Source organism: Pseudomonas sp. 9_2_1 (assembly GCF_059295275.1).
In genome coordinates this window covers 4,272,513-4,291,711 of the sequence record NZ_CM181239.1, presented here as the reverse complement: position 1 = coordinate 4,291,711, position 19,199 = coordinate 4,272,513, and the positions used below count along the sequence as shown (strand labels likewise).

Annotated in this window: 36 protein-coding genes; 8 read left to right on the top strand and 28 right to left on the bottom strand. The window is 60.6% G+C overall.

Going from position 1 to position 19,199, the window contains the following annotated elements; genetic code table 11:
* Positions 1–124 precede the first annotated feature (124 nt).
* A complete protein-coding gene (gene tal, locus AC5O5I_RS19560; RefSeq protein ID WP_172218500.1) occupies positions 125–1,051 on the bottom strand; it encodes a transaldolase in 927 nt (308 codons plus the stop codon).
* Positions 1,052–1,221: 170 nt separating this feature from the next.
* A complete protein-coding gene (gene dusA / locus AC5O5I_RS19555; RefSeq protein WP_494512782.1) occupies positions 1,222–2,232 on the bottom strand; it encodes a tRNA dihydrouridine(20/20a) synthase DusA in 1,011 nt (336 codons plus the stop codon).
* A 96-nt stretch (positions 2,233–2,328) separates the two neighbouring features.
* On the opposite strand from dusA, the gene AC5O5I_RS19550 reads away from it, so the two are divergent.
* Positions 2,329–3,471 (top strand): tyrosine-type recombinase/integrase, encoded by a 1,143-nt coding sequence (locus AC5O5I_RS19550; protein WP_494511398.1) that lies wholly within the window; start codon positions 2,329–2,331, stop codon positions 3,469–3,471.
* Here AC5O5I_RS19550 and AC5O5I_RS19545 read toward each other — a convergent pair.
* Genes AC5O5I_RS19545 through AC5O5I_RS19505 form a run of 9 tightly spaced genes read right to left on the bottom strand, consistent with a single transcriptional unit; the run spans position 3,440 to position 6,910 of the window.
* Positions 3,440–3,721 carry a pyocin activator PrtN family protein gene (locus AC5O5I_RS19545; RefSeq protein ID WP_054903719.1) on the bottom strand — a complete coding sequence of 94 codons (282 nt, stop codon included), beginning with the start codon at positions 3,719–3,721 and terminating at the stop codon, positions 3,440–3,442. The two genes, AC5O5I_RS19550 and AC5O5I_RS19545, sit on opposite strands and share 32 nt — an antisense overlap.
* A gap of 10 nt (positions 3,722–3,731) precedes the next feature.
* On the bottom strand, positions 3,732–3,908 hold the full coding sequence (locus AC5O5I_RS19540) for a hypothetical protein (protein ID WP_494511397.1): 177 nt from the start codon (positions 3,906–3,908) through the stop codon (positions 3,732–3,734).
* The gene (locus AC5O5I_RS19535; RefSeq protein ID WP_173890020.1) at positions 3,905–4,138 is read right to left on the bottom strand and encodes a hypothetical protein; all 234 of its coding nucleotides are present in this window, start codon (positions 4,136–4,138) and stop codon (positions 3,905–3,907) included. Before AC5O5I_RS19535 ends, AC5O5I_RS19540 begins: the two co-directional genes overlap by 4 nt.
* A gap of 39 nt (positions 4,139–4,177) precedes the next feature.
* A complete protein-coding gene (locus AC5O5I_RS19530; protein WP_012273088.1) occupies positions 4,178–4,594 on the bottom strand; it encodes a hypothetical protein in 417 nt (138 codons plus the stop codon).
* Between the two features lie 56 nt (positions 4,595–4,650).
* The gene (locus AC5O5I_RS19525; RefSeq protein WP_494511396.1) at positions 4,651–5,010 is read right to left on the bottom strand and encodes a hypothetical protein; all 360 of its coding nucleotides are present in this window, start codon (positions 5,008–5,010) and stop codon (positions 4,651–4,653) included.
* Between the two features lie 43 nt (positions 5,011–5,053).
* The gene (locus tag AC5O5I_RS19520; RefSeq protein WP_494511395.1) at positions 5,054–5,611 is read right to left on the bottom strand and encodes a hypothetical protein; all 558 of its coding nucleotides are present in this window, start codon (positions 5,609–5,611) and stop codon (positions 5,054–5,056) included.
* The gene (locus AC5O5I_RS19515; protein WP_494511394.1) at positions 5,608–5,937 is read right to left on the bottom strand and encodes a hypothetical protein; all 330 of its coding nucleotides are present in this window, start codon (positions 5,935–5,937) and stop codon (positions 5,608–5,610) included. The genes AC5O5I_RS19520 and AC5O5I_RS19515 overlap by 4 nt, the downstream gene beginning before the upstream one ends.
* Positions 5,934–6,299: an HNH endonuclease gene (locus tag AC5O5I_RS19510; RefSeq protein ID WP_494511393.1), complete on the bottom strand. Its 366-nt coding sequence runs from the start codon at positions 6,297–6,299 to the stop codon at positions 5,934–5,936. Before AC5O5I_RS19510 ends, AC5O5I_RS19515 begins: the two co-directional genes overlap by 4 nt.
* Entirely contained in the window at positions 6,290–6,910 is a 621-nt protein-coding gene (locus AC5O5I_RS19505) for a hypothetical protein (RefSeq protein ID WP_494511392.1), read from the bottom strand. The genes AC5O5I_RS19510 and AC5O5I_RS19505 overlap by 10 nt, the downstream gene beginning before the upstream one ends.
* A gap of 179 nt (positions 6,911–7,089) precedes the next feature.
* On the opposite strand from AC5O5I_RS19505, the gene AC5O5I_RS19500 reads away from it, so the two are divergent.
* Positions 7,090–7,392 (top strand): hypothetical protein, encoded by a 303-nt coding sequence (locus AC5O5I_RS19500; protein ID WP_256676225.1) that lies wholly within the window; start codon positions 7,090–7,092, stop codon positions 7,390–7,392.
* Positions 7,393–7,402: 10 nt separating this feature from the next.
* On the opposite strand, the gene AC5O5I_RS19495 is transcribed toward AC5O5I_RS19500, so the two are convergent.
* The 13 genes from AC5O5I_RS19495 to AC5O5I_RS19435 form a co-directional block, all read right to left on the bottom strand.
* The gene (locus tag AC5O5I_RS19495; RefSeq protein ID WP_494511391.1) at positions 7,403–7,663 is read right to left on the bottom strand and encodes a hypothetical protein; all 261 of its coding nucleotides are present in this window, start codon (positions 7,661–7,663) and stop codon (positions 7,403–7,405) included.
* The gene (locus AC5O5I_RS19490; protein WP_494511390.1) at positions 7,660–8,364 is read right to left on the bottom strand and encodes a hypothetical protein; all 705 of its coding nucleotides are present in this window, start codon (positions 8,362–8,364) and stop codon (positions 7,660–7,662) included. The genes AC5O5I_RS19495 and AC5O5I_RS19490 overlap by 4 nt, the downstream gene beginning before the upstream one ends.
* A gap of 62 nt (positions 8,365–8,426) precedes the next feature.
* Positions 8,427–8,789, bottom strand: a complete 363-nt coding sequence (locus AC5O5I_RS19485; protein WP_494511389.1) for a hypothetical protein — start codon at positions 8,787–8,789, stop codon at positions 8,427–8,429.
* A complete protein-coding gene (locus AC5O5I_RS19480; RefSeq protein ID WP_494511388.1) occupies positions 8,764–9,129 on the bottom strand; it encodes a DUF7740 domain-containing protein in 366 nt (121 codons plus the stop codon). The genes AC5O5I_RS19485 and AC5O5I_RS19480 overlap by 26 nt, the downstream gene beginning before the upstream one ends.
* Before the next feature lie 72 nt (positions 9,130–9,201).
* Positions 9,202–9,720 carry a hypothetical protein gene (locus tag AC5O5I_RS19475; protein ID WP_494511387.1) on the bottom strand — a complete coding sequence of 173 codons (519 nt, stop codon included), beginning with the start codon at positions 9,718–9,720 and terminating at the stop codon, positions 9,202–9,204.
* 7 nt (positions 9,721–9,727) lie between these two features.
* Positions 9,728–10,345 carry a lambda exonuclease family protein gene (locus AC5O5I_RS19470; protein WP_494511386.1) on the bottom strand — a complete coding sequence of 206 codons (618 nt, stop codon included), beginning with the start codon at positions 10,343–10,345 and terminating at the stop codon, positions 9,728–9,730.
* Positions 10,346–10,348: 3 nt separating this feature from the next.
* A complete protein-coding gene (locus tag AC5O5I_RS19465) occupies positions 10,349–11,107 on the bottom strand; it encodes an ERF family protein (protein WP_494511385.1) in 759 nt (252 codons plus the stop codon).
* 7 nt (positions 11,108–11,114) lie between these two features.
* The gene (locus AC5O5I_RS19460) at positions 11,115–12,239 is read right to left on the bottom strand and encodes a hypothetical protein (RefSeq protein ID WP_494511384.1); all 1,125 of its coding nucleotides are present in this window, start codon (positions 12,237–12,239) and stop codon (positions 11,115–11,117) included.
* A 294-nt stretch (positions 12,240–12,533) separates the two neighbouring features.
* A complete protein-coding gene (locus AC5O5I_RS19455; RefSeq protein WP_494511383.1) occupies positions 12,534–12,755 on the bottom strand; it encodes a hypothetical protein in 222 nt (73 codons plus the stop codon).
* Entirely contained in the window at positions 12,752–12,973 is a 222-nt protein-coding gene (locus tag AC5O5I_RS19450) for a hypothetical protein (protein ID WP_494511382.1), read from the bottom strand. Before AC5O5I_RS19450 ends, AC5O5I_RS19455 begins: the two co-directional genes overlap by 4 nt.
* The gene (locus AC5O5I_RS19445; protein WP_494511381.1) at positions 12,970–13,506 is read right to left on the bottom strand and encodes a hypothetical protein; all 537 of its coding nucleotides are present in this window, start codon (positions 13,504–13,506) and stop codon (positions 12,970–12,972) included. The genes AC5O5I_RS19450 and AC5O5I_RS19445 overlap by 4 nt, the downstream gene beginning before the upstream one ends.
* On the bottom strand, positions 13,503–13,697 hold the full coding sequence (locus tag AC5O5I_RS19440) for a hypothetical protein (protein WP_494511380.1): 195 nt from the start codon (positions 13,695–13,697) through the stop codon (positions 13,503–13,505). Before AC5O5I_RS19440 ends, AC5O5I_RS19445 begins: the two co-directional genes overlap by 4 nt.
* Complete coding sequence (locus AC5O5I_RS19435) at positions 13,694–14,116, bottom strand: hypothetical protein (protein WP_494511379.1); 423 nt, start codon at positions 14,114–14,116, stop codon at positions 13,694–13,696. Before AC5O5I_RS19435 ends, AC5O5I_RS19440 begins: the two co-directional genes overlap by 4 nt.
* A gap of 488 nt (positions 14,117–14,604) precedes the next feature.
* Here AC5O5I_RS19435 and AC5O5I_RS19430 point away from each other — a divergent pair, with 488 nt between their 5' ends.
* Positions 14,605–15,108: a hypothetical protein gene (locus tag AC5O5I_RS19430; RefSeq protein ID WP_494511378.1), complete on the top strand. Its 504-nt coding sequence runs from the start codon at positions 14,605–14,607 to the stop codon at positions 15,106–15,108.
* 17 nt (positions 15,109–15,125) lie between these two features.
* On the opposite strand, the gene AC5O5I_RS19425 is transcribed toward AC5O5I_RS19430, so the two are convergent.
* The 4 genes from AC5O5I_RS19425 to AC5O5I_RS19410 all read right to left on the bottom strand — a co-directional run bounded on the left by AC5O5I_RS19425 (position 15,126) and on the right by AC5O5I_RS19410 (position 17,712).
* Positions 15,126–15,335 (bottom strand): hypothetical protein, encoded by a 210-nt coding sequence (locus tag AC5O5I_RS19425; protein WP_494511377.1) that lies wholly within the window; start codon positions 15,333–15,335, stop codon positions 15,126–15,128.
* Positions 15,336–15,758: 423 nt separating this feature from the next.
* On the bottom strand, positions 15,759–16,067 hold the full coding sequence (bamE, locus tag AC5O5I_RS19420) for an outer membrane protein assembly factor BamE domain-containing protein (protein ID WP_494511376.1): 309 nt from the start codon (positions 16,065–16,067) through the stop codon (positions 15,759–15,761).
* Between the two features lie 41 nt (positions 16,068–16,108).
* On the bottom strand, positions 16,109–17,026 hold the full coding sequence (locus AC5O5I_RS19415) for a hypothetical protein (RefSeq protein WP_494511375.1): 918 nt from the start codon (positions 17,024–17,026) through the stop codon (positions 16,109–16,111).
* A 53-nt stretch (positions 17,027–17,079) separates the two neighbouring features.
* Positions 17,080–17,712, bottom strand: a complete 633-nt coding sequence (locus tag AC5O5I_RS19410; RefSeq protein WP_494512781.1) for a S24 family peptidase — start codon at positions 17,710–17,712, stop codon at positions 17,080–17,082.
* A 287-nt stretch (positions 17,713–17,999) separates the two neighbouring features.
* Between AC5O5I_RS19410 and AC5O5I_RS19405 the strand changes: the two genes are divergently transcribed.
* Genes AC5O5I_RS19405 through AC5O5I_RS19385 form a run of 5 tightly spaced genes read left to right on the top strand, consistent with a single transcriptional unit; the run spans position 18,000 to position 19,163 of the window.
* Positions 18,000–18,197, top strand: coding sequence for a Cro/CI family transcriptional regulator (locus AC5O5I_RS19405; RefSeq protein WP_197843788.1), 198 nt, complete (start codon positions 18,000–18,002; stop codon positions 18,195–18,197).
* Positions 18,198–18,226: 29 nt separating this feature from the next.
* A complete protein-coding gene (locus AC5O5I_RS19400) occupies positions 18,227–18,436 on the top strand; it encodes a hypothetical protein (RefSeq protein ID WP_266034360.1) in 210 nt (69 codons plus the stop codon).
* An 18-nt stretch (positions 18,437–18,454) separates the two neighbouring features.
* Positions 18,455–18,667, top strand: a complete 213-nt coding sequence (locus AC5O5I_RS19395; protein WP_119140677.1) for a hypothetical protein — start codon at positions 18,455–18,457, stop codon at positions 18,665–18,667.
* A gap of 57 nt (positions 18,668–18,724) precedes the next feature.
* Positions 18,725–18,931, top strand: a complete 207-nt coding sequence (locus tag AC5O5I_RS19390) for a hypothetical protein (protein ID WP_027907143.1) — start codon at positions 18,725–18,727, stop codon at positions 18,929–18,931.
* A 19-nt stretch (positions 18,932–18,950) separates the two neighbouring features.
* Positions 18,951–19,163, top strand: coding sequence for a hypothetical protein (locus tag AC5O5I_RS19385; protein ID WP_494511374.1), 213 nt, complete (start codon positions 18,951–18,953; stop codon positions 19,161–19,163).
* Positions 19,164–19,199 lie beyond the last annotated feature (36 nt).

The following is a 19,199-nucleotide window of genomic DNA, read 5'->3' as shown; positions in this document are numbered from 1 at the left end:
CAGGCCTGTGGGAGCGGGTTCGCCCGCGAAGAGGCCCGGGATTCAAAACACGACTAAGGCCGGCGAAACAAAACGGGCGGAAAATGCTGAACATTTCCCGCCCGCCAGGCAAACCCGAAATGTATCAGGTTTTTTCAGCCATCAACTTCTCCAGCTTCTCCTGGTCCCGCGCAAACTGGCGGATACCCTCGGCCAGCTTGTCGGTGCCCATGGCGTCTTCGTTCATCGCCCAGCGGAACTGGCTTTCGTTCAGCTGCTGTCTCGCCTCGCCGGCGTTGCCCGGCTTGAGCACCCGTGGCAATTCACCCTGGTCATCGCTCAGTTGCTGCAGCAGCTCGGGGCTGATGGTCAGGCGATCACAGCCTGCCAGTTGCTCGATCTGGCCAATATTGCGGAAGCTGGCGCCCATGACCACGGTGTCGTAGCCATTGGCCTTGTAGTAGTTGTAGATACGCGTGACCGACTGCACGCCTGGGTCCTCGGCGCCCACGTATTCCTTGCCGGTGCTTTTCTTGTACCAGTCGTAGATACGGCCGACGAAGGGCGAAATCAGGAATACCCCGGCATCCGCGCAGGCCTGCGCCTGGGCGAAGGAGAACAGCAGCGTGAGGTTGGTCTGGATGCCTTCCTTTTCCAGTTTCTCGGCGGCGCGGATGCCTTCCCAGGTGGACGCCAGCTTGATCAGTACGCGGTCGCGGCCAACGCCGGCCGCTTCGTACAGCTCGATCAGCTTGCGCGCCTTGGCCAGCAGGGCAGGCTCATCGAACGACAGGCGGGCATCCACCTCGGTGGAAATACGCCCCGGGATGACCTTGAGAATGCCCGAGCCCACGGCTACCGCAAACTTGTCGCAGGCCAGGTCGACATCACCCTTGGCATCGCTTTTCACCTGCTTGAGCAGGTCGGCGTAGCCGGGGATGGCGGCGGCCTTCAGCAGCAGCGACGGGTTGGTGGTGGCATCCACCGGCTTCAGCCGGGTGATGGCATCCAGGTCCCCGGTGTCGGCGACCACGGTGGTGAACTGCTTCAGTTGTTCCAGCTTGGAAGTCATGGGCGTGCTCTGTCCTGTGCATTTACTCGACATTACCCGAGCCCCGACGGCCGCTCAAGGGCCTGCGGAACAGGGCTGGCCGGCGACGGCCGTTGCGAGAGGTGAACATTCGAGTCACAAGCTGCCACGAGGTTCCGCCGTCCATCCACCGCGTCGCCTGGCAAGCGTGATTACCGCCCCTGCAACAACTCCACCGCCTCGTCAAACACCGCCAGCGGCTGCGCCGCCTTGTGGATGTCCGCCGACAGCAGCTGGCGGAACCGCCGCGCGCCCTTGAACCCCTGGGCCAGCCCGAGGATATGCCGGGTAACGTGATGCATCGCGCCACCGCTTTCCATGTGCGCAACGATGTAAGGCCGCAACTGCGCCAGCACCTCGCTGCGGCTGACCACCGCCGCCCTGCTGCCGAACAGCTGCTGGTCCACTTCGGCCAGCAGGTAAGGGTTGTGGTATGCCTCGCGCCCCAGCATCACGCCGTCGAAGGTTTCAAGGTGCGCCTGGCATTCGGCCAAGGTCTTGATACCGCCGTTGAGCACCAGCTCCAGGTCCGGAAAGTCAGCTTTCAGCTGCGCCGCCACGTCATAACGCAGTGGCGGCACCTCGCGGTTCTCCTTTGGCGACAGCCCCTCCAGGATCGCGATGCGCGCATGCACGGTAAAGCTCCGGCAACCGGCCTCGCGTACCTGGCCAACGAAGTCGCACAGCTCGGCATAGCTGTCGCGGCCATTGATGCCGATGCGATGCTTGACCGTGACCGGCGTCGACACCGCATCCCGCATGGCTTTCACGCAATCGGCAACGAGGCCTGGGTGAGCCATCAGGCAAGCGCCGATCATGTTGTTCTGCACCCGGTCACTCGGGCAGCCGACATTAAGGTTGACCTCGTCGTAGCCGGCTTCTTGCGCAAGGCGCGCACAAGCGGCCAGGTCGGCCGGGACGCTACCGCCCAGCTGCAGGGCCAGCGGGTGCTCGGATATATCGTGGCGCAGGAAACGGTGGGCGTCGTTGTGCAGCAGGGCACCGGTGGTGACCATTTCGGTGTAGAGCAGGGTGTGTTTGGAGAGCAGGCGCAGGAAGAACCGGCAATGGCGGTCTGTCCAGTCCATCATCGGCGCAACAGAAAACCGCCTTACTACCGTATCTACTGGGCGGGCCGCGTTTTCTGGTGTTTCGGGGTGCATTCTGATTTCTCTCATTATCTATCGTTTACTACCTTTTTTGCTTATTCTCAAAAGCTCGTTGCTGAATTTCAGCAAAGGCAATTGGGGATTTAGCAAATGGGCACCATCACAACCCGCAAAAGGAAAGACGGGTCGACCACCTACGACGCCCAGATCAGGATCATGCGCAAGGGCGTGAAAGTCTATCAGGAAAGCCAGACCTTCGATCGGAAGACTACGGCCCAGGCCTGGATCAGGAAGCGCGAGGCTGAGCTGCACGAGCCGGGCGCGATCGAGAAGGCCAACCGCAGCGGCGTCACCGTCAAGCACATGATAGAAAAGTACCTAGACCAGTACGAGAAGCTGAGGCCGCTGGGCAAGACCAAGCGCGCTACGCTGCTGGCTATCAAGGAAACCTGGCTGGGCGACGTGGTCGACAGCGAGCTGACCAGTCAGAAGCTGGTGGACTATGCCATGTGGCGGATGGAGAAGGACGGCATTCAGGCGCAGACCGTGGGCAACGACTTGGCCCATCTCGGCGCCGTGCTGTCTGTGGCCAAGCCGGCGTGGGGCTATGAGGTCGACCCGCACGCGATGCCGGATGCGCGGAAGGTTCTGCGCAAGATGGGCGCCGTCACCCGCAGTCGCGAGCGCAACCGCCGACCGACCCAGGATGAACTGGGCAAGATCCTGACGTACTTCGAGGAGATGCGTGACCGCCGCAAGCAGGAGATCGACATGCTGCGCGTGGTGCTGTTCGCGCTGTTCTCCACTCGTCGCCAGGAAGAGATCACCCGGATCCGCTGGGATGCGCTCAACGAGAAGGATCAGTCGGCGCTGATCACCGACATGAAGAACCCAGGCCAGAAGTATGGCAACGACGTCTGGTGCCACATGCCGGACGAGGCGTGGCGAATCTTGAAGTCCATGCCGCGTGTTGCTGACGAGGTATTCCCGTACAACTCAAGATCGATCTCAGCATCGTTCACCAGGGCCTGCAACTTCTTGGAGATGGACGACCTGCATTTTCACGACCTGCGCCATGATGGCGTGAGTCGGCTATTCGAAATGGGGTGGGATATCCCGAAGGTGGCCTCTGTTTCCGGTCACCGGGATTGGAACTCGATGCGGCGCTATACGCACCTGCGGGGGAATGGCGATCCATATAAAGGATGGGAATGGATCGAGAAGGTGATAACGGGCCCCGTGATCGAGGCCCAGAAGAGGGTCAAGAGACGCGTCGAAGACCGCGACCCATGAGCTTGTCGTGCTCGGTCTTGGCCTTCTGGTGCTGCTCGTCGAGGTAGGTGGCCAGGTCGTTCAGGTGCACGCCCCGGGCTGACTTCTGGCTGCTCTCCATGCAGACCAGCGGAAGGTTGATCTCGCCACGGGCGACCTTGCCCTTCATCTTCTCCGGGGTCAGGTGGCTGAAATAGTCGAGGCACACGCGCTCGAGCGGGATGATTGCCTGGCCGCCGTACTGGGCCATGAGCAGGAAATGGGTGTTCATGTGAGCCTCCTCAGGCCAAAAAGTGGTGCCCGACCTGCGCCGCCCTGGCGGCGTCCTCGGTGCGGAACATGAGTTGGGTTTTGCTGGTGCGGCCCCAGCTGTCGTATTCCACGTCGACCCACCAGGCGCCGAACTTGCGGTACGGCTCGCCGAGGATCTTCGTGACGTAGCAGTCGATCAGGTTCATGGATGGTCGCCTCCCTCAACGATTGAATGCTCGACTGTGCGCGACCGCGGATCGGCATCGCCCAGGAAAACCATGTTCAGCGCGGTTTCCTGCAGGCTGCCCACCTCGTCGGTGCCTTCTTCGTCTTCGGACAGCACGGGCAGGGCCTGGTGGCGGATCATGTCGATGCTCAGGCCCTCGGGGATGTCGAACCTGGTGGTGATGGTGGTCTTGACGGTTATGATTGGCATGGGATGGTCTCCACGCCGCCGGTGGCGGCAGGTTGGTGGTCAGGCCAAGTCAGCCAGGGCGAAAACGATCCCGCGGCAATATGGCTCTTCGTCTTCCACGACTTCGAAGGTGGCGTGCGGGATCTCGGTTTTGTAGGTCCAGCTGTAGCCGTCCTCCTTACACCACAGGGCCTCGATCGATTTGGCCGACTTCTGTCGCTGCACGTACTCGGCGAGCTCCTCATCGCCATCCAGGCAATCGCGATCAGGGAGGACGCCATCTGCATCGACGAATGCGGTGCCACCGTCGTAGCAGCCGATCTCCTCACGCCGGGCGCCGTAGAATTCCATCAGGTCGTCGCTGGCTCCGCAGAGGATCACCAGGCCAGCGCTCTGTGCTGCGACGATCAGCGCGCCGGGGATGCGGGTCGGGTATTCGAGGCCGTTCAGTTGGGCGGCCAGTTCTTCTTTCGTCATGGCAATAGCTCTCCATGCCCGCGCATGTCGGCGGGCTTGAGTTGTAGGGGGAGGGGTTAGCAGTTGAAAGCGAACTGGAAATAGCGGCCGTCAGGAAGGGGCAGGGCTACAGTTCCGGAGAAGTCATCGCCTGACATGCCGCATTCCTGATCGACGTACACGTCGCCGAGGGCAAAGCCGTTGTCCTGAGGTGCTCCGGCCGGCTCGTCGACGATCTCGTAGTCATAGGTGTTTTCGGCCGCTTCGATCTCTTCCTCGACCTGGGCGAACACCTCATCACCAACCAGCGCCTTTACCATTTCCAGCACAGGGGCGTTGCGCGCCTGCTGATCCTGTAGGTACTGGGTATGCGCTTCGTCGGCCGCCCGCATGATCTCGAAGCATTCTTCATCGGTGATTCCGAAAATGTTGCTCATCGCGGCCCCCTGTAGATCAGGTAGGCCATGTAGGCGAGGGCGATCATTGCGCCACCTGCTTGCGGTAGCCGGCGTCGTAGAGCCTGAGGCCCATATTGATCTGCCCGGGAGTTGGGGATTCATGCCCGGTGTCCAGGCACATTTGTCGCGCAGCCCGCTGACGCTCTTCCTCTGCTCGTTGCTCAGGAGAGCTGAGCGGCCGGAAATCGTACTCGCTGAGATGGCCGCAGTTTTCTTCGCCGCCCTCGCGATAAGTGACCAAAAACAGCTGTGCGCCCATGGCGGTGATGGTCACTTCCTGAAATCCAGGCCGAGCCCAATCTTCTGTGGAGCGCTTGTTCTTCATTTCGATCTTCTGGCCAATAGGCGGAAGACCTTCGCCATCCCAGCGCGCCGGCCGCGGCGTGATGTACTGGACCTGGCCCTGCGTGAAGTTGTGCCGGTGATCGCCGGTGCCGCCGCCGTATGGATAGGCGCGATCCTCGGCGCCGACCACTGCGTACTGGTCCATGTTGATCCACACCTCGGTGATGCCATGGTGGGCGACCAGGCCGTGGCCGTCAGCCCACTCAGGCGCCTTGCTCCAGTCGATCTGGCTCACAGCTGATACCTCTCATCAATCCAGCGCCCAGGCGCCAGTGCGGGTGTAGGTTCGGGTTGTGTTTCGTGCGGGGAGAGCTGGCGCTGGTTGCCGGCGTTTTCCCTGAAAAGCTTCTTGCAGGCCTCGGATTTGCCAAGGTCATTGATCAGGCATTTCTCAGGTTCTGCCGGGGCGAGCATCCAGTTGGGCAGGCAGGCCATGCCGCTATCCGACTGCCAACAGGTGACGGCACGAGCCTTGTCTTCCTTCACTTCCAGGTGGCCTGGTTGCTCAATGCAGCCGGCCAGGGCGGCCAGCAGCAGGAGGCAGAGGGCGAGGCGGGTCATGGTTGGCTCACCTTTTCGAAGTGGAAGACGACCTCGGCGCCGGTCTCGGCGATCAAGCCGTAGGCCTTGGCCAGGCGGTAGATGGGGTGGTACTGGTTGAGGCTGTTGACGTGGCCGGCGAGCCAGCGGCGCCAGTCTTCCAGCTGCATGCGAGACTTGCTCAGGTTGCAGGGCACACAGGCCGGCATCATGTTGGCCACGTTGTGGTTCTGCAGCTGCTCGGCCACGCGCTTATCGGGTAACCGGATCACCGGGGCGAAGTGGTCGGCGTGCCACCGCTCGCCCAAGTCGTTGCCGCAATAGGCGCAGCGGCCGCCGTACTTCAGGCGGACCTGCTCGCGCTCGGCTTTCTTCAGGCGCATGGCTCTACCCTCTTGAATTCGACGACCCAGACCCATGGGTTGCCTTTCCATGATTCGTCGCCGTTGATGCTGCTCCAGAGGCATTCGAATAACTCAGCGGCAGTCAACGTCTCGTCGGCGTCTGGCACATGGCGGAGAAAGCCAACACCTTCCGCCTCTGCCTGCTCTTCGCTGATGTCCTGCAGAAGCTCTACACGTACGTCGGTGACCTCCAGCAGGATGCGGCTATCGCGCCGACGCATGTGAATGCTCGGCTTCCATGGGCCGCCGTAGTCAGTCCGGTTGTCGCACTCGCGATAGACCACCCAACTTTCGCCAGGCGCCTGCGCCACATTGATCTGCGCCCATGCCTCGCGCACCCACAGACGGTCACCTGGCCGGCCATACGGGCATACAATTGGATGCTCAGTCCCTTTGGCATCCATGCAGCTCTCGTCAAAAGTGTGCATGGGGCGCCAAGTCTCGTCTTCCTGCTGATGAAGCTCGAAGCTGCTATCAGCGCTCCGCATGCTGGGTTTGATCTCACGCCGCGTGACAGTCTTCTGGCCGTTTAGGATGGCGCGGACCATATGCCCGCTGAACAGGATCGGGCGTTCCTTTGCTTGAGACATAGCTTCGCCTTGGCCGCCATATCGCGGCAATAAGTTGTACAAATTATTGAATGTGTGGAGGTTTTTCGGCCGGTGGTCCGATTCAGTTCACAGTTCGGCCTTTTCCGGTTGTGCAGCTGCACCGCTTCGCTATGTTGGTCTTTGGCCATACACAAAAGACGTCAGTCGTAGGAGGCGGCATGCGAATTCGCGGAAACGTTTATTGGCAGTGGGCGGATCCCACACTCCACCACCGGGAACATGACGAAACTCTCGATGACGGGACGTTTATCGATGTTCAGGTGAGGCTGTCGCGGACGGGCAGCACCCAGATGTTTATCGGCGTCTATGCGCCGGCTGGGGCTGCGCTCCACGAGGAGGCATTCGACTCCCGCCCGGGCGAATCGATGACCAGGGCATTGGCCTGGGGGGTTGGGCGCGCTCGACGAATCGCCACCGAGGGCCTGGCTAAAACGGAGAAGCTTGTAGCCTGCTCGAAATAGAGGGGCGGGGTTACAGCTTAGGAGTACAGATGTTCTCTTGCGTGGCGGAATCTTCCGCGCGCATGAAGACCGCCATGTCGCCCATCTGCTCGACGATGAAGCGCTCTTCGTCAGCTGCGGCTGCGATGATCCTTTCCCGGCGCTTCGTGCAGAGTCGGCAATCGACCTTGGCCCAGTCTCCTGACAGCTCGGAGGATTCCGCTAGCCATGTGCCGCAGGGCGCTTGCTCAACGTCTTCCAGGTCGGTGAATGGTGCGAAGTGCGTCTTCATGACTTTGCCTGCGGCTCTGCGCTGGCGGATAGGGCGGTGCAGACCTTGCCTCGAAGCTTGTCGATAGCATCCCACCAATCTTTTCCGTACCGGTGAGCCAGCTTGGCGTGCCCGTCATGGGCGGTCATGATGTACATGAACTCGTCGGCTTCACGCAGCAGCGCCTGCGCCTCGGCCAGCTGGGCGCGCAGCCTTGCTCGCTCGCCAATCAACCGAGCTGCATGCTTACGGTGGTTTTCTCGCAGCCGCTCGACCTCGGCAGGGTCGGCGTGTGTATAGGCCTGCTCAATTTTCGCGAAACTGGCGGGGTTCCCGCACAGGTCCACCACGCTCTCCGGGGGAACACCATCAATCCATTCGGTGACGACTTCGCCCAGGTCATTGATCCCTCGCCACGCTACTGGCTGGCCCTGGTACTGCTCTGCAGGGGCGGTTTCGGTCATCGGCCCCAGACCAACAATCGGCAGCCCAGTAGCCGACGCATCCCGCTCTGCCTCTTCTTTGGTCCACCAGAAGGCAGTACCAACCATCCACGCTATAGGCTCGGCGTGGTGCTGCGGGGCTGGCTGGGCAAGGGCAGCCCGCAACTCAGGAAGCGCGCCCAGCGCTGTTGCTGTGTTCTTCCCGAGGTCAAGGCGCTCAAGCAGTTCGCGCGGCACGATGACCATCTCTGTGGTGCTGGATCGGTTTTCTGTGGGCATTGGTAACCTCGCCGGGGAGGCGTTATCGTTGAATAGGGGAAGGCGCTGGCTGGCAGCGCGGGTCAGGCTGATTTCGCGAGAAGAAGAACGCCGGTGTCGTCGGGGTCTTCACCGAGCATCAGGTCCGGCGTGCGCAGTTCACGGCTGATGCGGAACCGTTCCAGGCTCTGCTCCACATATTTGGATATCACTATTTCGTGGTGCGGCGCACTGAGGAAGTGGCGGGCCGCTTCAGGCCCTAATTCATGGATGCGGTGGATCAGCAGGGTCATAGCCTCGCCGTTTTCCTCGACCTCGGCCCATTGCATGATCTCGGCCAGGGCCTGGCGGGTGCCTGGGCGGGCTTTCATGCGCAAGTCTTCTTCCTGCAGGCGCTCGGCCTTGGCCCTGCGCTTCTCGTCACGCTGCTGCTGCGTCAGAGCCATCATCGCCTCCATTGCGCACAAAGCGGGTGCCCGGCCCGATGTCGAGCAGGTCGCACACGCGGTTGATGATCTTGAGCGCGGCGTCGAACACCTTGGCGTCGTCCGGCTCGCGGGCCAGCCGCTTCATGTTTGGCTGGTGCTCCAGGCATACCTTGTCGACCAGGCGTCGGGCCAGCCTGCGCAGGTGATCGGCGCTGTCGTGCTCCCGCAGGCTGAGCGAAAACGCCAGGGCCACATCGTCAGGCCGGTACTGGACGCCGCTGCGGGTGTTGTACAGCTTCTTGACCGGCCGATTCATCCAGGCCGGCAGGGTCACGACTCCAGAGGGTGCTTTCTGCATTTCGTTGCTCCGATAGGCCGCTTGGCGGCAGGTGGAACTGTTCTTGGCGCCGGCGCTGGCGGACTTGATGTTTCAGGCTGGACCGTCGCATCGCTTCCCCTCAACCTTCGGGTAGTCGACGCCGAACAGGTGGATGACCCTGCAGAACTTGCGGTCGGATATGCCCAGCCTGGTCTTGGCTTCGTGCCGGTTCAGGCCGGCGTCGCGCAATTCGATGAGCTTGGCGGCGAGCGCTTTGTCCTCGGCAGGGTCGGCATAGGCCCTGTTCTTTTCTCCATGGAAGCGGCGCGGGTCAGGCTGAAAGGCGAAGCCGCCATCCTGCGCCGCCCGGTAGAGCGTGGTCTGTGCCAGCCCGGTTTTGGCCATGGCCTGGGTGTAGGTCATGGTCTTGGCCAGTTCGCGCAACTCGGCCAGCTGCTGCTGACGTTTCTGCGCTTTCATGCCCAGCGGTTTAGGCTGCGCAGCGCGAATCTGCTCGATGTCGCGGTGCGGCCGGTGCGGAACGTACTGAAAACCGTCGAGCACGATGATGCTGCCTCCAGAGGCAAAGAAGGCTGCGGTTGCGGCCTCCAGGTCGATTGATTGGTTCATGCCCACCTCATGCTGCGATTCCGAGCACGCGATTCATGCGATCGTCGAGGATTTCGTAGAAGGTCTTTACGCGTTCGGAGAGCTTGCGGATCATCGCCTCGTCCCGGTAGGCACGCTTGACGAACAGCGGCATGCCCGGCCAGTAGCAGATGAAGTCGATCCACTCGCGCTCCGATACCCACAGACCGCCCTGGCACTGGGCGACGTGCTCTTTCGGGATCTCGCCGCCCAGGATCACGTCCACCTGCAGCTTCGGCAGCTTGGTCTTGATCTCGGTCAGGCCCTTGTCGCCTACCAGGGCGTCCGGCGAGTAGCCGATTCCGTGGTTGAGGATGATCCCAACTTCGGTCGTTTCGACCTCTTCGCTGTCGCGGTAGAGGTTGCGGGCAACACCTTCCAGCTCATGGCCACGCTCTGTATGCCGATTGCCGCTGAACGGATCGGCCGCTTCGCCGGTGATGCGTTCGCCGATGAGTGTGTTCATGTAGGTGAAGGCGCCGGCACCGAAGCCGGCCTCGCCCTTGCCGTTCACCAGCAGACAGTCCAGCTCGCTGCAGGTGATGATGCCCAGGCGCAGGTCGAGCCAGGCCTGAGTGCCTTGTTCGACATCTGAGATGATCTGCATGGTTTACTCCTGCGGCCGGTTGGCCGACTTGGTGAGGCGAGCGAGCACAACGTCGAACTCGGATTTGTAGACGTTGGCAGCGCAGCCGTACTTGGCGGTGAAGTTGTCGACCAGGACCTGGCTGCATTTTTTCAGCAGCTCATCGAGTTGGGCGGCTTGGCGCGGGGTGATGACCGGCTCATCAGGCACCTGTGTCGGTACGGCTCCTTGGCCGTCATCGTCTTCGCCGGTAGTGGTGAAGTTCAGAAGAGCGCCTGCCGTGTAGCGCTTCCCGTAGCTGACAGAACTGGCAACGGCTTGGACGGCATTCTTGCTGCCGGTAGCATCGGCTGGCAGGAGGATGGATGTCGTTTCCCTGTGGCCGTCTCTATGACTAAGGACGCCCTCAACCTCGATGCCTTTGTCGGTGCGTGGAATTCGGAAGGTGAGAGCAAAGCCGTGCTTCGCCAGGATGGGCTTCAACTCTTCGTTGATGTCCTCCCATAGGGCGTAGGTAGATTGGACGTTCTTGTACTTGTCCTTGATTGCGCCGCGCTCACGGATAACCGGAAGCTCTTCCTGCATGGCGGCTAGCGCGGCATCGAAGGCTTGCTGCGCCTGCTGCGCTTGGTGCTGGCGGTGCATCGCCATCAATCGCTCCATCTTGTCGATGTCTGCATTGGGCGACATTGCAACTTGCTGGATGATCTGCAGGATGGTCGCCGACTCAGCGGCTACAGCCTGTGGCTGGGAATGGGTTTCGACCCTGGCTACTTGGCTCATGGCGACCTCAGAAGTTGATGGTGATGTTCGGGACTTCGCGGCGGGCGATCTTGAGCACGATGGCCCTGGCCAGCTCCTCGGTGATGTTCAGTGACATCAACGCGGTTTTGGCCTCGCCCATGACCTTTGCCTTGTGGGCTTGGTCGCGCTCGCGGGCTTCTTGCTGTCGGAGGATCTCGGCAGCAGCTGCATCGGCGCGGCGGCGTTCTTCCTGGCGCGCCTGCTCGGCTGCCTCTTCTTGCCGTCGAGCGGCGTCTTGGCGCTCCTGCTCCATCCGCTGCTCGGCCGCAACGCGGTCGGCCTCGGCCTGAATCCGGGCGCGCTCGGCTTGTTCGGCCTGCAGCTTGAGTTGCAGGCGCTGGTTCTCGGCTTCACGCTCTTGTGCGGCAGCCTGGTCAAGCAGTTCCTGCTCGCGGCGGGCTGCGGCTTCACGCGCTGCCTGCTGCTCTTGGGCCACACGCTGACGCTCCGCCTCGACTGCGGCCTCCTGTGCCAGGCGGATACGGTCCTGCTCGGCCCGCTCTTCTGCTTCGCGGCGCAGGTGGGCAAGTTCGGCTTGCTCGGCGTCGTACTTCTGACGAACTGCCAGCGCAGCCTGCAAAGCTTTCAGCGAAGTCTCTTTGGTCCGTGCGGCCTCAGCCTCGAATTCCTCCCAGGCTTCACCCAGCTGGAACGCGGACAGTTCAGCGATGCGCGCCTGCAGCTGCTCGGCATCCAAGGCTCCCAGCTCGACTGCCAGATCCTTCATGCGGGTGATCGCGTCGTTGTGGCGGTCGATCCGAGCATCCTCGGCAGCTTCCCACTCGGTGAGCGGCCGGCGCGTTTCATCCCGCAGCGTGTCCATCTTGGTCACGAAGTCGCGTAGCTCAGCCTCGACCACCTTCGGCATTTCCTTGAGCCGGCGTAGGTAGTCGCGGCCAGGCTTTTCGACCGCGGTCTTCGACTTGCTGACCTTGGCGGCCAGGCTGGCGATGCGCTCGCGGCCCTTCCGAGTGGTCAGATCAGGCACTTCGCCTTCGATCTCGCCCTTCACCAGGTTTATGAATTGCTGCAGGCCGCCGGCCACATAGATGGCCGGGGCGTTCGCCTCGCTGATCTCTTCGATCTTGATCAGTTTCTGTTGTGCGGACATTGGTACACCTCGCGCCAGGCCGGCGCCGTCATTTGGAATAGGGGAATGCCAGGTCACCCAGATTGGAGGTGCCGCCCAGGCCCTGGCTGCGGTGGATGGTTGCGCGCTCTCGCCGCTTACGCTCCGGGTAGGTCCGGTTATCCCCTAAGGGCCCGCCGGGCTCGGGTGTGTATTCAGGAAGTGATACTGCCGGCCAGTGCGCTGGCGAGCATGAAGAAGGTGCAGGCGAAGAGCATGGAGAAAGAGCCGCGCCAGGCAGCGTAGCGGCGGGCGCGTTGGTAGCTGGTCATGGCTTTATCCCGGGAGGGTTGGCTTGGGGATGCGCTTGAAGTTCTGAACTGGCTGAAGCTTCGAAACGCCATACCAGTGGCACTGCGGGTTTTTGGCGATTGAGCGCAAGGAGGCAAGAATGCACCCTTTGTGCATCGGACCTCGAAATCCTCCGCCCAGGTAATGACGCAGATGGGCGTTGAACTTGATCAGGTCAAGATTGCTGTGGAAGTAGCGCTCGCTCATGCCCGCACCTCATACCCGACCGTCCACTCGCCGCAGATGCAGGCCCGACACTTCCAAGCATCTGGGTTCTCGATGCTGGCCAGCGCCGCCTCATTCACCGCGGCGGCGAACGTCGGGCCCTTGAACAGCATCAGGACGCGATCGGCCGGCATGGCCTGACCCTCGGGCAGTTCGGCGACCTGCTCGTCAATGAGCGTGGTGATGAGTGGCGTGGTCATGATGCCTCCTGCTTGCGGTAGCCGGCGGCCCAAAGGTCGCGGGCAACATCCTCATGGATCATCAGCTCTTGCATGTGGCTGGCGCCGTGGGTTCCGCGAGGGTGATCCTTCATGCAACGAATCATCTCGTTCAACCCGGCAGTGCGCTCTTCCTCAGCGATTTGCTCTGGCGTGCGGGCAGGCCGGAATGAAACTTCAAGCGCAAAGTGCGCCCACTCATCACCCGTCTCTTCGAGGCACATGATTTTCTTGTGCCCGTGGGCAGTTATTGTCACGCGCTGCCAGCTGCTGCCTTCGTCGTGGAATCGGCGTTCGCACACCGTTCCAACTGGCGGAAGGCCTTCGCCGCTCCACGGCGTGACAGGCGCGATGTAGTCTGGGTGATCGGCGAGAGAGGTAAGATCCCCCATCTTCCAGTCAACCACACGCCAGAAACCCTCAAAGAACCACCACTGGCCTTTCTCGTACTTTCGGAAGCCTTTGTTGCCGCATCCAGCTTCGATGAACTGGGTGCCTTCGGGGATATTGATCACGCGACCTCCTTGCGCCCATCAACGATCTTGTTGAGGCGCCCGCAGTAGTGGTTGAACTCTTCGATGGTGATGCGCTGGTCGGCCAGCATTTCGGTCAGGAGCTTCTGCACCATGACCTGCCAGCTCAGGTCGGTGCCTGGGTGGGCCATGGCGTCGAGCTCCTCGTCGATCAGAACGTGCGGGCTTCTCATTGAGCATCCTCGGCCTGGGCCAGAACTCCTTCCTTCGCAAACGGGGTCAGGAGCTGGCGGGCGATCTCTTCCAGCGCCGACTCCGGATTGGCCACGCTCATGATCTCCTCGGCTGCTGCCTTTGCATCGCTGGTGACCTTGCAGCGCGCCGCCAGGACCAGCCGGCCCAGCACAGAGTTGCTGATGCCGGCCAGGCCCAGCTGACCCATCACGAACTCATCCACCGCCTGGGCGAATCGCTCGAAGGTGACACCCTGCTTGGGCCGCATGCGGCGCTGAAACACGTAGTCGCGGCGCGCCATCAGCTCGGCTATGCCGTCGCCAATCCAGGCCTGCTCGGCGCTCTCTGCCGGGCTTTCGCTCACCGCCAGAGGCAACCTGTTGTCGTACTGCAGTTGTGCTGCTTGAAGTGCGCCCATGGCGTCCTCCTGGAGGTTGTGCGGCCGCATTGGTCGGGCACCAGGCGCAGTGACCAAACTGGGCGTGAAAAGCCAGCCTGGTGCCCGCCAATGCGGTCGAATTGAAGGGAGGGGTGCAGGCGGTGAGCGCTACCTCACATGCATCTGGTCTGGCCGGGCGGCCCCGGATTCGCCTGCGGTGAACGTCGATTCAGGTTGATGGTGGTGAGCATTACGTCGCATAAGGCCCACGGTGATGCGCTTTAAATCGATGAAAACTGCATCGGGGTGTGATCTGTCGCGTCCAAGCCAGCCGCCAGGTTTAACGCCGCGTAACCGGTTTTCATCTACCCCCGCGCTGGGGCAGCTACTTACTTGGCAGATCACACTCCGATGCAGCCTGCGATGGGGAGCAGGGCATCGGGCAGTTAGCGTCAGGCTGACGTAAAACTGGTGATGGCTCTTTGCCGCTGGTAATCTCGGGAGCGTTGAAATCAGAGGCGAAAGCCATGGACGAGAAGAATCTCGCTGTACTTCAGAAACTGCGGGAAAGCATGCAGGCGGGGCCAGCTTCAGATCCGTCTGAAACGCCACGCTCGGTCGCATGGCTGAAGATTCTTGCGCAGTCGCTATCTGAGCCCGAGCCGAAGAAGGTGAGCAGCACCAAGAAGCGAAAGAAATCGCCGGCCAACCCTTCGAAGGCCAATTCCCCAAAGCCGATTTCCACCCCTGCCAGCCACAAGAAACAGCGCCAGGAAATTCTGGAAGTTCAGAAACTCAGATCCCGCCTTCTCGCTGACAGATCGTTGGCAGCCAAGTACCGTGATTGCAGGGAGTGCGGCAGGCCTGTGCATGTGGGAGAGAACATTCCCTTGATTCCAGTGCGGTGCGACCGCTGCAGAGCGCGCGACGGTCAGTTTGATCTGGGTATAAAGTCGCCCAAAGGCAATGCATTTACCGAGACAAAGGTTGTACAGGGAGGCGCTCCAGGCCTCGGTAAGCGCAAGTCCTGACGCTTGCAAGAGGGCATCTACTCCCAGCCGTCTCGATCCAGCCAATCCCGGATGACCTTGAGGAGTCGGTCGCCATTCGATGTCAGGAAAACCATCAGCGACCCGACCATCGGGATCACCAAAACGATCGCCCAAATCGATCCGAGCGCTTTGAGGTAAAGGCAAAGCGAGACGAAGAACGCCGCCAGAGGCAGCCATACCTTCTTCTGTTGCGAGGTGATTTTCATGTCGCCGTTCCGTTGTGATTTCCCTGATACCCCTCGCGAGAAGGGCATCGAGGAAATCTGCCGCGACCCGCTACTGGCGTCGGTCGCTGGCTCAAATCTCGTTGTTCCTCCAGCCGCGGGCCTTTCGGCTTGTGCTCCCGCTGGATAACTGAACTCGGCGCTTTACGCTGCACGCCCGGGGCAGTTGCCACCCCTCTGGACTGTTGAGGCCTGTCCATCGCTGCCTTTGAATCTGGGCCGGTGTCGATCCGGCAAGGTGTGTCGCTAAAGAGCTGGGCCTGTGAGGGCCTCTGCAGTCCCTCGTGAGTGACCGCGTGAAACAAAAGTAGCACTGCTGTTATTGGTGAGTCAACAGCAGTGCTAATAATTTTCTTGCGCCCACAAAAAAGCCCGCGCTAGGCGGGCCTCATGGATTCTGCTGGATCACTCGTCAGGGCTTGGCTTGGCGATGTAGTCCTTCGGGATGTACGGCACGCTGCTCACCTTCCCGTCTTTCGTCTGGAAGGAAACGGATTTTGCGCCGCCGAAGGCAGTGGCGTGGGTGTAGACCCACATCTGGCCGTCTTCTCTGGAGGTGACCATGTAGGGGTTACCCATTATCTCGTAGAGCTGATCCTCGGTCATGCCAACCTTGACCTGGCTGGCCTGACCAAACGTAAATGGAGTGCCAGCGCAGCCAGCGAGGAGCGCTATAGACGCGGCGATGATGAATGCCTGAATCGAGCGAAGCATGGTGTTACTCCCTGATTTGATTCTGTGCGACGAGGTGACAGTCACAGCCGCAGGCTGGATGCGATTCCCAGGAGAGAGGAAATGCTCTCATCAGAAATGCCAGCAGGCCCGAGCCCCGAGATGTTCTCTTTGGCGAAAAATGCTTTCCCGCTTCGGATTAGGAAAGCCACCCTCTCTAAGCCTTTTGAGGCGCCGCCGATCCACCTGTGAGTTTTATCGATCTCGCCAGTGCGCCAGGCAAAAATGTTCTCAGGGGTGGCGGAGATAATGTTCCGCAGCGGGTTGATGATATTGAAAACCTCTTCATCCCGGTGAGTGGCGCTAAGGAATTCAAAGCCAGCTATTTCCCCAATCTTGATCTGCTTTGGAGGAACTACTCCCGACTTTCGGGCTGCTGGGTTCGTTTCAAAATACGCCTCGCGCTCAGCAAGAGTCCTGGACTCGTAGCGGTAAAGTCCCGGGTCTCTGATCTTCAGCTGATGGGATAGGGCCTGGTTTTCTTTGGCAGACAAGGCTGCACGGAGTGCGTGCCTGTGCGACTTGAGAGTTGTGTATTGATGCTTGGCCAGCAACAGATTTTCCAGCATTTGCGGAGCGTCCGCTTTCAGCTCAAGAATCCTGTGGATCTTTAGGCGCCGACTGTACAGTTCATCATGCCTTTTCATCTCAGTGGCGAAATCGGCCTTGAAATGATTGGTCCCGCAGTCTTTGCCAATGTTGGTTTCGAGGCCATCACTCGTGGTGATCACATAGCCATGGAGGTGGTTGGTGCCGCAGTCAGCAATGCCGCACTTGATCCTCGCCAGCTTGAGGTGATACGGGGCGATAATCTTCCCGAACTTCCTGTGCTGGTGCTTTGGGGCGAAGTAGAGCGAAGGCTGGTATCCCGGCCTACTGACGATTGACTCGATATCTGGCAGTGCAGGGACGTCATCAAAGCTGAGCTCAGTGCCGGCCATATTCCTTCCTTGTCATCTTCAATTCCTTTGTTTCACTCTTCAAATTCGGGGCGCTAAAGATCGCCGCCGCGCCAAATCACCTGGCCGATGATTCGGTGCTCGTTGTCCTCGCTACGGAAGAAGAACCGATCCGGATGCTGGTCCTTGTCGTCGTTGTCGCTGCGCAAGATCCATTTTCCAAATGGGCCCTGAATCAGGCGCTTCACAATCGCGCCATCCGCCCCGGCCAGTACAAACACCTGACGATCCATTGGCTCTATCCGGGAGCGGTCGACCAGCAGAACATCTCTGTCGTTGATCGTTGGCCACATGCTCTGACCTTCGGCGTAGATCACGATCAGCTGATCAGCTTTGGCGCCCTTGACCTTCAGCCAGTCGCGCTTGAACGCCAGGGTCGACCGGATCTCCACATGCGGGTTCTCGCTGCCTAAGCCGGCTGCTGCCTTGGCGTCGTACTGTGGGACAAATGCATAACGATCGTCCTCCGACTCAGGAACATCAGCGGAGGCGGGCAGAGGCGAATTGGCTGCCGGCGCGTCATGGTCAGGGTGCTGCGAAGAGGGTGCGCGCCTGATGCCAGCCGCAAGAGTAGGGCTTACCTCCGCAGGCTCGAAGTCCAGAGCCTCTGACAGCTTGACCAGCGCCTCAAGGTTGAGCGCGACCTTGCCCGTCATGTACTGGCTCACCGTGCTCTGGGGAGACTTCCATTCGCATCGTTCGCCAACTTCGGTCTGAGTCAACGGAGGCTTGGATGGATCTTCCCTGGATTCCTTGGCGCGCTTTTTGTAGATGTCGTGCAGCCGCTTCGCATCCGCGAGCTGCTCGGCAGACAGAGGAGTTCTGATCGGTTTCTTCATGCGCGTGATTTAGTAGCAGCGCTGCTTCTTTAGCAAACAGCACTGCTACTCTTTGTCCTTGAAAAATGTAAAACAGCAGTGCTAATATCTGATCAAACCCCTATGAGGCAGACCAGATGAACACTGTTTCCCTTGAGGAATACCTGGCCGGGCATGGAACCCAGAGCGACCTCGCCAAGGCTCTGGGGATTCAGCAAAGCGCCGTCTCCCAAATGTTCCGAGCAAAGCGGGACATCCGAATCACCATGCACGACGACGGGCACATCGAGGCGAATGAAGTTCGCCCGATCCCAGCTCGTAAGTCGGCCGCGTAACCAATTTTCAATCACAAGGAAATCCCTGAATGCACCTGGACCCCGCCAACAAACGCAGCGAAGTGATCAAGTCGCGTTGGAAGCCAGAGGAGGTAAGGAAACTGCGCATGGAGGCCCGCATGGCCGGCATGCAGTTGGCGACCTACGTCCACGAGCTGGCCAACCTCGGTCGCCGACTTGGCGCCGCTGACCTGCTTCGAGAAATGAACGGTGCCGGCGAGCAGGATAAATCGGCCTGAGGACCCTATGGAGGGCCTATGCCTGAAACCACCTTCGAATTGCTGCCAATCGAGGTGAAGGCTGAGGTTCGACAGCTGGCTGCCGACCTCGGCTGGAGCCTGGAGAGATCGACTGATGAGTACCTGGAGATGAGTCGATCGCTAGCCATCCAGGAGCAATTGAGACAAATGCGACACAGGGCGCCGGTGCTGGGCCTGGTAGGACATAAAAAGGCCCTCGATGGGGCCTAAATGCGGACCACGAAGTACCTCTTCATCCAGATAGATCGACCAGCAGGGGATCACTTGATGGCCTACGACGACAAAGCTCACCGCCACGACCACCAGGTCAAGGTCCGCTTGGATGACGAGGACTTCAACGAGCTGAAGGGTTACGCCCTGGAGCTCAAGGCGCAGCACAGCGTGCTGGCTCGGGAAATCATCCTGGCCGCGCTGGCGTTCAAGAAAGAGCACGGCCACCTGCCGCTGATCAACGAGAAGAAGGCCAGGGCCTGAATAGGTCCAGGGAGGATTGATGCCCGCAGTAATTGACGCAGTTCCGATGCACCAGGTTGAGGTCGCTCAGCTCAGGAAAGAGGACTACGCGGAGCTGAAAGCTTGGGCCGAAGAGGCCGGAGTGACGACGGATCAACTGGGCGCACAGATCTTGAGGGTGACCACCCAAATTCTCTCGCAGCGGGGCAAGCCCAAGAGCAACAACGTGGTGCCGTTCGCAGCGCCGAGGTAACCGTCCGATCTCTAATTAGGGACCCGGGCGCCAGTC